A 13655-nucleotide genomic window follows, 5' to 3' on the forward strand; every position below is an offset into this window, starting at 1 on the left:
CCGCGCACACTGGACAGTGCGCGCGGTGCCCCGACCCGTGTCGTCCCCCGCCCGCCAGTCCTTCCACGAGACAGACAAGGACGTCCCCCGTGGCCCTCAGCGTCTTCGACCTCTTCTCCATCGGCATCGGCCCGTCGAGCTCCCACACCGTCGGCCCGATGCGTGCCGCCCGGATGTTCGCCCGGCGCCTGCGGTCCGAGGACCTGCTCGCCGAGGTGGCGAGCGTGCGCGCCGAGCTGTACGGCTCGCTGGGCGCCACCGGCCACGGCCACGGCACCCCGAAGGCCGTCCTGCTCGGCCTGGAGAACAACTCCCCCCGCACGGTCGACGTCGACCAGGCGGACAAGGACGTCGAGCGGATCACCACCGAGAAGCGGCTCAACCTCCTCGGCACCCACCCCATCGACTTCGACCCGGGCACCCAGGTGGTCCTGCACCGCCGCCGCTCGCTGCCGTACCACGCCAACGGCATGACCATCTGGGCGTACGCGGCGGACGGCTCCACGCTGCTGGAGAAGACCTACTACTCGGTCGGCGGCGGCTTCGTCGTCGACGAGGACGCCATCGGCGCGGACCGGGTCAAGCCCGACGACACCGCGCTGCGCTACCCCTTCCGCACCGGCGAGGAGCTGCTGCGGCTCACCCGGGAGACCGGGCTGTCGATCTCCGGCCTGATGCTGGAGAACGAGAAGGCCTGGCGCTCCGAGGAGGAGATCCGGACCGGGCTGCTGGAGATCTGGCAGGTCATGCAGGAGTGCGTGCGGGCCGGAATGTCCCGCGAGGGGATCCTGCCCGGTGGCCTCAAGGTCCGCCGCCGCGCCGCCGCCGCCGCCCGCGCGATGCGCGCCGAGGGCATCGGCCCGGCCAACGCGATGGAGTGGGTGACCCTCTACGCGATGGCGGTCAACGAGGAGAACGCCTCCGGCCGCCGGGTGGTCACCGCTCCGACCAACGGCGCGGCCGGGATCATCCCCGCCGTCCTGCACTACTACCTGAACTTCATCCCGGGCGCCGACGAGGACGGCATCGTCCGCTTCCTCCTCGCGGCCGGCGCCATCGGCATGCTCTTCAAGGAGAACGCCTCCATCTCCGGCGCCGAGGTCGGCTGCCAGGGCGAGGTCGGCTCCGCCTGCTCGATGGCCGCCGGCGGCCTCGCCGAGGTCCTCGGCGGCACCCCCGAACAGGTCGAGAACGCCGCCGAGATCGGCATCGAGCACAACCTCGGCCTCACCTGCGACCCGGTCGGCGGGCTCGTCCAGATCCCCTGCATCGAGCGCAACGGCATGGCCTCCGTCAAGGCCGTCACCGCCGCCCGGATGGCCCTGCGCGGCGACGGCCGGCACCACGTCTCGCTCGACAAGGCGATCAAGACGATGAAGGAGACCGGCGCCGACATGAAGATCAAGTACAAGGAGACCTCGCGCGGCGGCCTCGCCGTCAACGTCATCGAGTGCTGATCACACCCGCTGTCGCCTGAGCCCCCGGACCCGTCCGGGGGCTCTCGGCGTTCCGGGGCGTCCCGAGTCGCCCCGAGCACCCCGAGGCGTCCCGAGGCGTCCCGAGGCGCGTGCTCAGGCCGCGAACGGGCGGACGCGCCGGGCGTCCCGCAACGCCTCCGCCCACCAGGCGAGTTGGTCGAGCATGGCCTTGGCGGCGGCGTCGGCGGCCGGGTCGAGCGGCTTGCCGTCGACGCCGAAGCACTGGGCGGCGCCGTGGAAGCTGACCGTGTTGCGAATCGTCATGGCGTTCAACTCGGCGAGCACCACTCGCAGTTGCTCGACGGCGCGCAGACCGCCGGAGAGGCCGCCGTAGGAGACGAAGCCGACCGGCTTGCCGTGCCACTGGCTGTTGTGCCAGTCGATGGCGTTCTTCAGCGGGGCCGGGAAGCTGTGGTTGTACTCGGGCGTGACGACCACGAAGGCGTCGGCAGCCTCCAGCCGGGGCGTGACGGCAGCGAGCAACTCGGCTGCGCCCGGCTCCAGTTCACCACCGAAGGACGGGAAGGTGGTCGGCAGCGGGGTCTCGACCAGATCGATCAGGTCGGCGGTCATGTCGCCGCGCGCGCCGAGGTGGCCGAGCAGCCAGTCGGCGACGACGGGCGCGAACCGGCCGCTCCGAGTGCTGCCGACGACGACCGCGACCTTCAGGCTCTTCTCCGAAACGTCCTTGGCCATGAACATCCCCCTCCGGGACGATGTGTACAACGTATCTTCCGGATGCAACGTACACATCGGCGCGTACGCCGTCTACTCCCGATACGCCGTACACGCCGGTGGTACGGTGGGAACCCCAGCCGGAAGGAGCCCGCCGTCATGCCCGCCCAGCAGGCCCCCACCGGGGACGACGACCAGACCAAGCCCCAGGCCTCGCTCTGGGAGCGCCTCGCCCGCCCGGCCCCCGCGCCGCGCACCACCCTCACCCCGCAGCGGATCGCCGAGGCCGCGATCGCGATCGCCGACGCCGAAGGCCTCGACGCCGTCACCATGCGCCGACTCGCCACCACCCTCGGCGTCGCCCCGATGGCCGCCTACCGGTACGTCTCCGGCAAGGACGAACTCATCGACCTGATGGTCGACTTCGTCTACGGCGAACTCTCCCTGGACACTCCCTCCAGCGGCTGGCGCGACACCATGCGCACCCTGGCGCTCCACCTGCGCGCCATGAACCTGGCCCACCCGTGGGTCGTCCGCGCCGGCGCCGTCCCCCTCACCCCCAACCAGCTCGCCATCCCCGAACGCGCCTTCGCCGCCCTCGCCGACCACGGCCTGGACGCCGACACCACCATGGCGGTCTTCCGCACCGTCACCGGCTACGTCCACGGCTCCGTCGCCGCCGAGCTCGCCCTGCGCATCCTCCAGCGCGAGCACGGCTGGTCCGACGGTGACGAGACCCGCGCCGGCCTCGCCCCCCGGATGTCCTTCCTGATGGACACCGGCCGCTACCCCACCTACCAGCGCTACCTCCACGAGGCCACCCGCAAGGACGACCCCACCTGGCAGTTCGAGACCGGCCTCGACTGCGTCCTCACCGGCATCGCCACCCACCTCGGCATCTGAGCGCGCCTGGGCATCCGAGCGCGACCCGGCCCCCAGGTGGAGGAAATTATGTAGACCGGTCTACATTCCAGGTGCGGAATATGCAGACCGGTCTATCTCTTCGGTGCACCCCCACGCACCTCCTGCGCAGGAAGTCGGCCCCGCCGACTTCCTGCGCACCCCAACCCTCCACGAACGCACCCTATGTAGACCGGTCGATATATTTTCTCCGGCCCCGCGCGAACGCGCTATCCAGCCTCGCGCGCAGAAAGTCGGCCCGTCCGACTTCCTACTCCGAGGAGAGCACCCCCACGATGAGCAGCCGGTACCCGTAGTCCATGTGCTCCTGGTCGAGGAGCTCGGCATGGCGGCGGTGCCAGGCGCCGGATTCGAGGTCGGCGCGCAAGCGGGCGATCGCCGGCCGCACCACCGCGGGCGGCAACTGGGCGAAGGTCGAGCCGGCCGGCCGGACGGCCGGACGACCGGGTCGAGGTAGAACTCGGGCCGCCGCCAGTAGGCGATCTGGTAACCGTCCGTGAAATCGTGCGGGACGGGGAAGGGCAGCACCGTGTGCGCGTCCAGCGCGTCGACGACCTGGGCCAGCGGCGTGAAGCGGCTCTCCTCCAGCTCCCGGATCTCGGGCAGGTACTCCTCCAGCAGCCACAGTTGCGGACGGTGGGCCGGGTCCCAGGTGAAGACGACCTGCCGCCGGGCGACCCGCCGCGGCTCCGCGAGGCCCCGTTCGGGATCCGGCCAGTGGTGGACGGTCATGACGGCCATCGCCGCATCGAAGGAGCCGTCCGGGAAGGGCAGTCGCTCGGCTCCGGCCTTGACCTTCCGGTGCCCCGGGTGCTGGTCGAGCATGACCTGGGAGGGGTCGACTGCGGTGACGGTGGCGCCCTCGGGCTCGTAGGATCCGGCGCCCGCACCGACGTTCACCACCGACCGGGCCCTCTGGAGGGCGGCACCGATCGGGGCGTGCAGTCGGGGATCGGGCCGGCGGATGGCGCGGTAGCCGACCCCGATGCGGTCGTACGTCGCCTGCGGTCGTACGTCGCCTGCGGTCGGCCGTCCGTGGTCTCCTCCACGCGGTCAAGCCCACCAAGCGGGGCGCCCGGCGGCAAGCGGTTCGACGCAAGAGCGGGTGAAGCACGGCGTGCTGGCCCGCCGACCGCCGAACGGCATCGGCGATCAGAGGGCGGCGCCGGAGGGCCGCACCGGAGGGCCGGGTGGCCGGTCACTAGGCACCGCCGACCAGCGGCACCCGCGCAGGAAGTCGGCCCGTCCGACTTCCTGCGCGTGGGGGCACCCGCAGGTCAGCGGCGGCGGGTGCCCACGGGCACGGTGAGGACGGCGAGGCCCGCGGCGAGGATGGCGAGGCCGCACCAGGAGGCGGCGGGGAGGCGTTCGCCGAGGACGGCGACGCCGAGGAGGGCGGCGACGGCGGGTTCGGCGAGGGTGAGGGTGGTGGCGGTCTGGGCGGAGGTGCGGCGCAGCCCGTGGCCGAAGAGGCGGTAGGCGAGGAAGGTGGTGATCACCGCGAGGTGGAGCACCACCGCCGCGCCGCGCGGCGAGGCGAGCCACCGCAGGTCGCCGAGGAACAGCACCGGCAGGACGAGCAGCGCGGCCGCGCCGAACATCGCCCCCATCACCCCGGCGGACGGGTGCCCGCGCGAGATGAGCCTCCCGCCGACGAGCGAGTACACGGCGTACGAGAGGCCGGAGAGCGCGGCCAGCGCCACCCCCACGGCGTCCACCGCCGCGCCGTCGCCGGTGAGTTCGGGGCCCAGCACCAGGACGGCGCAGCCGACGACCGCCGTCACCGTGGCACCGGCCCACCGGCCGCTCGGCCGCCCCTGCCGGGTGAGCCAGCCGAGCAGGCCGGCGAAGACGGGGGCACTGCCCAGTGCGATCACGGTGGCCACCGCCACCCCGGCGCGGGTCACCGCCGGGTAGAAGGTGACCGGGTAGCCGACCACCGCGACGGCGCCGACGGCGAGTTGCCACCGCTCCCGGCGGCCGCAGGCCCGGGGCAGCGCGCGGGCGCTGCGGGTGGAGAGGAAGAGGAGGAGTCCGCCGAGGACCAGCGCGGCGGCGCCGATGCCCGCCGAAGGGGCGCCGTCGGGTGCGAGGGAGCTGGCCGTCCCGGTGGTGCCCCACAGCAGTGCGGCGACCAGGATCGGGACCGGCCCGCCGAGCGGGCTGGTGCGGCGGGCGGTGGGGGTGGTGGTGGGCCGGGTGGGCGCGGGCGTGGAGGTGCGGTTCGGCACAGTCGTGAACTTCCGTCGTCGAAGACCGTCAGGGGAGTTGGTTTCGCACCGGGCGCACACGGCGGCCCCCTGACGGCCGAAGGGGCCGCAGCAGGGAGCGCGGGGCTCGAGCCACCGGCGTGTGCGCCCGATCAGGCGCTGAGCGGTGGCAGTACGACGTGCCAGTACAGGTCCACGGGCCTGATGCTACCCGGCAGTTCCGGCGTGGTGAGGTGCACGGAGGAATTGGCGGCCGGGCGACGAAGCACCGGAGGCCCGACGGCAAGGATGGTGAATATTCACAGGCAACAGCGTGAACCTATGCAAAATCCAAAGGTGAACTAGGTTACAAACCTTTCAATCCAAGTCACCTGGTTTGCCCACATGCTGAGATCCGTGCGATAGTCGAAGCAGCCCAACGGCGGGCGGCACAGCACGCCGGCCTGGGCGTGGAGACTTCGGCTGGCCCGACCTGGCACGGCCGACGCCCATCGCGCGGCACGCACCCCCTTGGCCGGCGCGATGACTTGCAGGGGCCCCCATCCGCCGGACCACGGCGACTTCGGGGGCCCTGCGCGTTTTCCCGGGAAGACCCGGAAGACCCGGACAGCCGGAAAAGACCCGGACGGCCCGGAAGGCCGAGAAAGACCCGGGAAAGCCCGAAACGGTCAGTGCCGCTCGCGGACCTTCAGCTCGAACCAGACGCCCTTGCCGCGCGGCAGCAGGTCGGCGCCCCAGCGGTCGGCCAGGTCGTCGATGACCCGCAGGCCCCGCCCCCGCTCGGTCACCGGCTTCGGCTCGGCGAGGATCATGCAGGGCAGCGCCCGGGAGGAGTCGCGGACCTCGACGCGGAGCCAGCCCGGCTTGCGGATCACCTGGAGTCCGATGGTGCGTCCGGCGGCGTGCCGGACGGCGTTGGAGACCAGCTCGCTGGTGAGTAACTCACCGGCCTCCAGGTGCTGGTGGAGGTCCCAGGACTCCAGGACCGACAGCACCAGTCGGCGGGCCACCGGGCCGGTCTCCGGCCGGGACGGCAGTCGCACCTCGTTCGGCACGGACTGATCGCTCAGCCTGCCGCAATACATCTCCTCCAGTTCCTCCGAGCTGAGCCGCTCCAGCGCCGCCAGCGCGCCCTGGACATCGATCCACGACGCCTCGGCGACCAATCCGGCCCCGGGAACTGATGACTGATCTGTTTCGCCCCAACCCGCCATGCGGTCCATCATTGCGGAACGCAAGCGGCCGCGTACGGACAATGAGCAAACGATCTCCTCCGAGTCGGCATATGCCGCGTGCAAGGAGACCCCGCGGAGAGTGCCAGGCGGGGGCCTGGAGGGGGCCCGGAAGGGGTCGGGAGAGGGTGGGGAGAGGGTGGGGAGCAGGCAACCCGGGGCGCGTCCGCCGTCAATCCCGGGTTGCCACGGAACCGCCCCGACCAGGGCGGCTACCGGTCGGCCTACCAGGCGCTCCAGGGCACGTTCCAGCCACTCAGGCCGTTCGCCGGGTCGAGGGTCTCCTTCTTGGTGGAGTTCTTCACGACCACCACGTCGCCGACGAGCGAGCCGGCGTAGAACTTGCCCATCGAGGTGGATTCGCCGCCGCCCTCGACGTCCTTGAGGGCGACGCAGCCGTGGCTGACGTTGTCCTCACCGATGAGCTTGCTCCAGTAATTGCCGTGCAGGTAGGTGCCGCTGTCGGTGAGCCGCATCGAGTGCGGCACCTGGAGGTCGTACGGGGAGCCGCTCATGCCGGGGAGGGTGCTGGACTGCATCCGCACCACGCCCTCCTTGGACATGACGACCATCGTGCCGTTCCAGGTCGGGTGTTCGGGCGAGCCGGAGGTGATGTCGATGTCCGACGGTTTGCCGTCGAGTTCGACGGTCATCCTGTGCGCGGCGGCGTCAACCGTCGAAATCTGAGATCGCCCGATCGTGAAGGGCTCGTCCCGGTCGGTGCCGTACACCCCAGGGGCGATCTCGACGCTCTTGAGGCGGTAGTGCACGGTCACCTTGGTGCCGGACTTCCAGTACTGCTCGGGGCGGAAGTCCAGCCGGCGGTTGCCGAACCAGTGGCCCTTGACCACGGTGCCGTTGTCGGTCTCGAAGGTGATGCCCTTCGCGACGACGTCCTTGTTCTTGACGTCCTTGCTGAAGTTCACCGAGACGATCATGCCGACGCCGTACGTCGCGTTGTTGTCCACGTTGTCGGCGGCCTTGGCGAGGGCCGTCGGCGTCAGCGTGGAGAAGTTGCTGTCCGCGCTGGCGACCACGCCGTTGGCGTCCGCGGCCATCGCGCTGACCTGGTAGGTGCTGCCCACGGCGAGGCCGGCCGACGGGGTCCAGCTGGAGCCGTCGGCGGCGATGGTGCCGGGCACCTCCGCGCCGGTCTTGTCACTGACCTTGACGGTGGTGAGCTTGCCGCCGGTCGCGCCGACCTTGAGCGCGTCGGGCGCGACGTCCACCGTGCCGGGCTTGGGCTCGATGTTCACCACGGCCTGCGACACCTTCGGCGCCGCGCTGCTCGCCGCCGCGGCGCCCGGGGAGGCCGTTCCGGCGGCCGCTCCGGCCCCCAGGTCCGCCTTGGCCGCGTTCCCGCCCCCGCTACCGCTCCCGCCACTCCCGCCGCCGCACGCGGCCGTCAGCGCCATCGCGCCGCCCACCAGACCGACGGCCACCACTCTGCGTATCGACCTCAACGTCGATCCCTCCCTCAGAAACCCCACGAACCGAACCCCACGAACCGAAACCCGCGGGCCGAAACCCCACGACCCGGAACCCCACGACCCGGAACCCCGCACAGAACCCCGCGCACACGACGGGCTCGACCACTACACGCGCCGGCCTCCGGAAAGGTTGCGCCATTCGGGGCCCGGTGCGCTCCGAGAACGCGAACGGCCCGACCCCAACGGGTGAGGATCGGGCCGCTCGTCCGCACCGCGCCGACGAACCGGGACTATCCGGTCAGTCGGCGGGCAGGATCTACCAGTTCGCCCAGGCGATGTTCCAGCCGCCCAGCCCGTTGGAGGGCGCGACGGTCTTCTCCTTGCTGTTCACGACCTTGACCACGTCGCCGATCATCGAGTCGTTGAAGAACTTGCCCGCGACGGAGGTGTCGCTGCCGCCCTTCTCGTCCACCATCGCGACGCAGCCGTGGCTGGCGTTGGTCCTGCCGAACGGATTGGTCGCGTTGGACCAGTAGTTGCCGTGCACGAAGGTGCCGGAGGTGGTCAGCCGCATCGCGTGCGGCACGTCCTGGATGTCGTACTCGCCGCCGAGGCCGACGGTCTGCGAGTTCATCCGGGTGACCTTCTCCTTGGACATGATCACCATCGTCCCGCTCCAGGACGGCGTCGCCTCCGCGCCCATGGTGACCGGCACGGTGGTGCTCTTGCCGCCCCGCTCGATCGTCATCTGGTGCGCCTTGGCGTCGGCGGTGGCGATCTGGGAGCGGCCGATGGTGAACGGCTCGTCCTTGTCCACGTCGCCGTAGACGCCCGGGGCGACCTCGACGCTCTTCAGCCGGTACTTGATGGTGACCTTGGTGTCCGGCTTCCAGTACTCGGCCGGGCGGAAGTCCAGCCGGTTGTCGCCGAACCAGTGGCCCTTCACCTCGGTGCCGTTGTTCGTCTCGAAGGTGATGCCCTTGAGGACGGCGTCCTTGTTCTTGACGGTCTTGCTGAAGTTCACCGAGACGATCATGCCGACGCCGTAGGTGGCGCCGTCGCTGATGTTGTCGTTGGTGGAGACCTTCTTGTCCGGCGTCAGCGTGGTGAACGTCGTGGTGGACGCGGTCACCAGGCCGTCGGCGTCCTTGGCCTGCGCGTTCACCTTGTACGCCATGCCGACGGTGAGCGCGGCGGCGGGCTTCCAGCCGATGCCGTCCGGAGTGATCGCCCCGTCGACCGGCTTGCCGTTCTTGTCGGTCACCTCGACCGTGGTGAGCTTGCCGTTCGAGACGGACACCTGCAACGCGTTGCTCGGTGCGACGTCCTGGGCGCCGTCCTTCGGCTCGACGGCCAGCACCGCGGCGGAGGCCTTCGGCTCGCCCGACGCGCCCGCCGGGGCCGCCGTCCCGCCCGCACCCGCCGTCGCCGCGGGCGCCGCGTTGTCGCCCCCGCCGCCCGTTCCGCCCTTGTCGTCGCCGCAGGCCGCGGTGAGCAGCAGCACCCCGCCCATGACCAACGCCATCGCACCCCTGCGCCCGTAACGGCTGGTGGTACGTATCGCGGCGTCGGCCGTCTTCCCCGTCTTCACGGTTTCTCCCCTCCCGGTATTCACTCTCTCGACGCGTTGAGTGCCCCCATGAGTTGCACCGGACGCCGATCTTTCGCGCCGGACCAGGGCGCACGCCGGAGCAGGATAGCCGGGCCGTCTGAGCGGGTCCCGGGGGGAGGTGGGTGGATCGGGGGTGAATCGGCGGTGAAGATCGACTACTGCGCGACGGGGCTGGAGGCGGGCCCGGTCGTGGGCCCGGCCGTGGGCCCGGCAACCGGCCCGAGGGCGCTGCCCGCCACCCACTGCTCCCACGGCATGTTCCAGCCGTTGAGGCCGTTCTGTGGCGGCACGAAGTCCCCCGCGGAGGCCTTCGCCTCCAGCACGTCCCCCGGGATGGTGTGCTCGAACAGCCAGCCCGCCGGGGAGTCCTTGCTCGCTCCGCCCTTGGCGTCGGCCAGGCCGATGCAGCCGTGGCTGGTGTTGGCGGCGCCGAACACCCCGGGGTCCGCCCAGTAGTTGCCGTGCACGAAGGTGCCGGAGTTGGTCAGCCGCATCGCGTGCGGCACGTCCTTGATGTCGTACTCGTCGCCCATCCCGACGGTCTGCGAGTTCATCCGGGTCACCTTGTACTTCTCCGACACCACCATGACGCCCCGGTAGGTGGAGTGGTCACGGCTGCCGCCGGACACCTTGAGCACCCGCACCACCTTGCCGCCCTGCCCGGCCCGGACGGTCAGGGTGTGCGCGTCCAGGTCGACGGTGGAGACCTGGGCCCGGCCGACGGTGAAGTGCAGGTCCTTGGTCTGGGTCCCGAACTCGCCCGGCGCGCCCTGCACGTCCTTCAGCCGCAGCGCCACCGTCACCTTGGTGCCCGCCGCCCAGTACTGCTGCGGGCGGACGTCCAGCCGCTGGTTGCCGAACCAGTGCGCGGCCACCGGGACGGGCGGGTCGGCGCTCACCTGGACGGCCTTCTCCACCGCCGCCCGGTCCGTGATCGGCCGGCTGAAGCGCAACGACACCGGCATGCCGACACCGACGGTGGAGCCGTCCTCCGGGGTGAAGAAGGCGACGAAGGTGTGCGCCCGGGCCATCGTGGAGAACGCCGAGTGCTGGGCCGCCCGTTGGCCCTGGTCGTCCTCGGCGACGGCGTCCAGGGTGTACGCGGTGCCCAGCGGCAGCGGGCCGTCGGGCGTCCAGGCGGCGCCGTCCGGGGCGATCGTGCCGGGAACCTCGGTGCCCTTGGTGTCGGCCAGCCGGACGGTGACCAGCCGGCCCTGCGCCGCCGTCACCCGGACCGGGCCCTCCGGCGGCACGTCCTGGGCGCCGTCGGCGGGCAGCGCCGTGACGACCGCCCGGGACGGCGGCGGGGGCGGGGTGTGCGCCCCGGGCCCGGCGGCGTCCTGCGCGGGGGCCGCCGGGGAGCCGCCGCACCCCGTCAGGACGGCGAGGCCCCAGGCCACCGCCGCCGCCCGCCGCGCCCACACCCGTCCTCGGCGCCGCATTCCGGGGCCTCCCACTGTCCACGTCCGGTACCGGGAAGGTCCGGTACCGGGAGCCTCCGCCACCGGGGACGCCCGATGCCAGGAACGTCCGGTGGCGGGAACGCCCGATACCGGGAACAACGAGGGCAATCGCGGCGGGGACACGCGCAGCCGCGCGAAATCCCCCCATCCATCGGCCGCCATCCGCCGGTAAGCCCCCGTTCAGCCGCTTCCGATCTGCGCAATCCGGGAAAGAGGAAGTGAACGGGGTCCGGGACACCCCGTCCAGGGAGGGTGCGGCCATGGCGTCAGGGCAGGAGCTGGAAGCCGGAGTGCGGCCGCCCGGCGGGGACACCGCCGAGCCACCGTGGCCCGGCAGCTGGCAGCCGCTCGGCGCCCGCTTCCGGACCGACCAACAGGGCCGCCAGGGAACCAACTTCGCGCTCTGGGCGGCCGGCGCCGAGGCGGTCGACCTCTGCCTGTTCGACGAGGACGGCCGGGAGGCCCGGCACCGCCTCACCGAGCAGGACTTCCAGACCTGGCACGGCTTCCTGCCCGGCGTCCGCCCCGGCAGCCGGTACGGCTTCCGCGTGCACGGCCGGTGGGACCCGTGGACCGGCGCCCGCTGGAACCCGGCGAAGCTGCTGCTCGACCCGTACGCCCGTGCCGTGGACGGCTGTTACACCAGCCACGACGCGGTCTGCGCCGCCGTCCGCAACTGGCCGGAGGCGGACGTCGCCGACACCGTCCGGGACAACCGCGACTCCGCCCGCTATGTGCCCAGATCCGTGGTCGTCCACGATGACGACGACTGGTACGACGACCACCGCCCGAAGACCCCGTGGGCCGAGACGGTGCTCTACGAACTGCACGTGCGCGGCTTCACCATGCGCCACCCCGACGTCCCGCCGGAGCTCCGCGGCACCTACGCGGGCCTGGCCCACCCGGCCGCCGTCGCCCACCTGACCCGCCTCGGCGTGACCGCCGTCGAGCTGCTGCCGGTGCACCAGTACGCCAGCGAGGACCACCTCCAGTCGCGCGGCCTGGTCAACTACTGGGGCTACAACACGATCGGCTACTTCGCCCCGCACGCCGGCTACTCGGCGGCCGGCTCGCGCGGCGGCCAGGTCGGCGAGTTCAAGCGGATGGTCCGCGCCCTGCACGCCGCCGGGATCGAGGTGATCCTCGACGTGGTGTTCAACCACACCGCGGAGGGCGCCGAACTCGGCCCGATGCTCTCGCTGCGCGGCATCGACAACACCGCCTACTACCGCCCGGCCCCGCACCGCCCGCGCGGCTACGCCGACTTCACCGGCTGCGGCAACACCCTGGACACCCGCCGCCCGCAGGTGGTCCGGCTGGTCACCGACTCGCTGCGGTACTGGGTCACCGAGATGGGCGTGGACGGCTTCCGCTTCGACCTCGCCGCCGCCCTCGCCCGCGGCACCGACGGGGTCGACATGGACCACCCCTTCCTCGCTGCCGTCTCCCAGGACCCGCTGCTCAGCCGGGTGAAGCTGATCGCCGAGCCCTGGGACGTCGGCCCGGGCGGCTACCAGGTCGGCGGCTTCCCCCCGCTGTGGGCCGAGTGGAACGACAAGTACCGGGACACCGTGCGGGACTTCTGGCGCGGCGCCCGCCCGGACGTGCGCGAGCTGGGCTACCGGCTGTCCGGCTCCTCCGACCTCTACCAGCGCGGCGGCCGCCGCCCGTACGCCTCCGTCAACTACGTGACCGCGCACGACGGTTTCACGCTGCGCGACCTGGTCAGCTACGACCGCAAGCACAACGAGGCCAACGGCGAGGCCAACCGGGACGGCACCGACGACAACCGGTCCTGGAACCACGGCGTCGAGGGCGAGACCACCGACCCGGAGGTGAACGCCCTGCGGCTGCGCCAACTGCGCAACCTGCTGGCCACGCTGCTGCTCTCCACCGGCGTCCCCATGCTCACCGCCGGGGACGAGCTGGGCCGCACCCAGGGCGGCAACAACAACGCCTACTGCCAGGACAACGAGCTCGGCTGGCTGGACTGGTCGCTCCTGGCGGATCCCCGCTGGCGCGGGCTGTGCGAGCTGACCGCCCGGCTGATCCGGCTGCGCCGGGCCCACCCGGTGCTGCGGCAGCGGGCGTTCTTCTCCGGCCGGGCCGCCGCTCCGGGCGGCCAGCCGGACCTCGCCTGGTTCACGCCGCTGGGCAAGGAGATGACCGAGGCCGACTGGTTCGCCCCGACCGCCTGCCTGGGCATGCTGCTGTCCGGCACCGCGATGTCCGAACGGGACGAGGCCGGGCGGCCGACGCTGGACGACAGCTTCCTGCTGCTGCTCAACGCCGGTCACGAACCGGTGTTGTTCACCCTCCCCGGCGAGCCCTGGGCCGCGCCGGAGGAGGCGTACGAGACGGTGGTCGACACCGCCGTCGAGGGCGGCGGCGAGCCCTGTCCGCAGGGCGCGACGCTGCTGGCCGGGCGCTCGCTGCGGCTGCTGCGCGCGCCCGCCGCCACGGCCTGAGCGGCGTCGGCCGCGCGTGCGGCGCACTCCGGCCCGTACGGCCGGCCCCACGCGCCCCGCCGTTCACCCGCGCCCCACCCGTACGGGTGGCCGGTTCTCGCCGAAGGGTTCTGTCAGGGGTGAAAAACCTGATGAGAAATGACGCGACCTCGTCCTACCCTCACGA

Annotated in this window: 10 protein-coding genes and 1 pseudogene; 3 read left to right on the top strand and 8 right to left on the bottom strand. The window is 71.9% G+C overall.

The annotated features are described in order from the left end of the window. Positions 1-89: 89 nt before the first annotated feature. Positions 90-1457, top strand: a complete 1368-nt coding sequence (locus ACIOGZ_RS37850) for an L-serine ammonia-lyase (protein ID WP_363582083.1) — start codon at positions 90-92, stop codon at positions 1455-1457. A gap of 114 nt (positions 1458-1571) precedes the next feature. Here ACIOGZ_RS37850 and ACIOGZ_RS37855 read toward each other — a convergent pair whose 3' ends face one another. Further along, positions 1572-2174, bottom strand: coding sequence for an NAD(P)H-dependent oxidoreductase (locus tag ACIOGZ_RS37855; RefSeq protein ID WP_363582081.1), 603 nt, complete (start codon positions 2172-2174; stop codon positions 1572-1574). Positions 2175-2312: 138 nt separating this feature from the next. Here ACIOGZ_RS37855 and ACIOGZ_RS37860 point away from each other — a divergent pair, with 138 nt between their 5' ends. Next, complete coding sequence (locus tag ACIOGZ_RS37860) at positions 2313-3056, top strand: TetR/AcrR family transcriptional regulator C-terminal domain-containing protein (RefSeq protein WP_400989262.1); 744 nt, start codon at positions 2313-2315, stop codon at positions 3054-3056. 268 nt (positions 3057-3324) lie between these two features. On the opposite strand, the gene ACIOGZ_RS37865 is transcribed toward ACIOGZ_RS37860, so the two are convergent. From ACIOGZ_RS37865 to ACIOGZ_RS37895, 7 genes and pseudogenes are all read right to left on the bottom strand, one after another. Then, a complete protein-coding gene (locus tag ACIOGZ_RS37865; RefSeq protein ID WP_400989274.1) occupies positions 3325-3477 on the bottom strand; it encodes a hypothetical protein in 153 nt (50 codons plus the stop codon). Positions 3478-3797: 320 nt separating this feature from the next. Beyond that, positions 3798-3977, bottom strand: a pseudogene (locus ACIOGZ_RS37870) (methyltransferase domain-containing protein); the annotation flags it as partial. A 374-nt stretch (positions 3978-4351) separates the two neighbouring features. Next, positions 4352-5305, bottom strand: coding sequence for an EamA family transporter (locus ACIOGZ_RS37875; RefSeq protein ID WP_363582077.1), 954 nt, complete (start codon positions 5303-5305; stop codon positions 4352-4354). Between the two features lie 647 nt (positions 5306-5952). After that, the gene (locus ACIOGZ_RS37880; RefSeq protein ID WP_244293363.1) at positions 5953-6450 is read right to left on the bottom strand and encodes an ATP-binding protein; all 498 of its coding nucleotides are present in this window, start codon (positions 6448-6450) and stop codon (positions 5953-5955) included. Positions 6451-6740: 290 nt separating this feature from the next. Further along, positions 6741-7979 carry an Ig-like domain-containing protein gene (locus tag ACIOGZ_RS37885; protein ID WP_400989264.1) on the bottom strand — a complete coding sequence of 413 codons (1239 nt, stop codon included), beginning with the start codon at positions 7977-7979 and terminating at the stop codon, positions 6741-6743. Positions 7980-8262: 283 nt separating this feature from the next. Continuing rightward, positions 8263-9537, bottom strand: coding sequence for an Ig-like domain-containing protein (locus ACIOGZ_RS37890; protein WP_363582073.1), 1275 nt, complete (start codon positions 9535-9537; stop codon positions 8263-8265). Positions 9538-9713: 176 nt separating this feature from the next. Beyond that, positions 9714-11000 (bottom strand): Ig-like domain-containing protein, encoded by a 1287-nt coding sequence (locus tag ACIOGZ_RS37895; RefSeq protein ID WP_400989266.1) that lies wholly within the window; start codon positions 10998-11000, stop codon positions 9714-9716. Positions 11001-11281: 281 nt separating this feature from the next. Here ACIOGZ_RS37895 and glgX point away from each other — a divergent pair, with 281 nt between their 5' ends. Then, on the top strand, positions 11282-13489 hold the full coding sequence (glgX, locus tag ACIOGZ_RS37900; RefSeq protein ID WP_363582069.1) for a glycogen debranching protein GlgX: 2208 nt from the start codon (positions 11282-11284) through the stop codon (positions 13487-13489). The last annotated feature ends 166 nt before the right edge of the window (positions 13490-13655 follow it).

Origin of the sequence: Kitasatospora sp. NPDC088160, assembly GCF_044741445.1 — a bacterium.
Lineage (GTDB): Bacteria > Actinomycetota > Actinomycetes > Streptomycetales > Streptomycetaceae > Kitasatospora.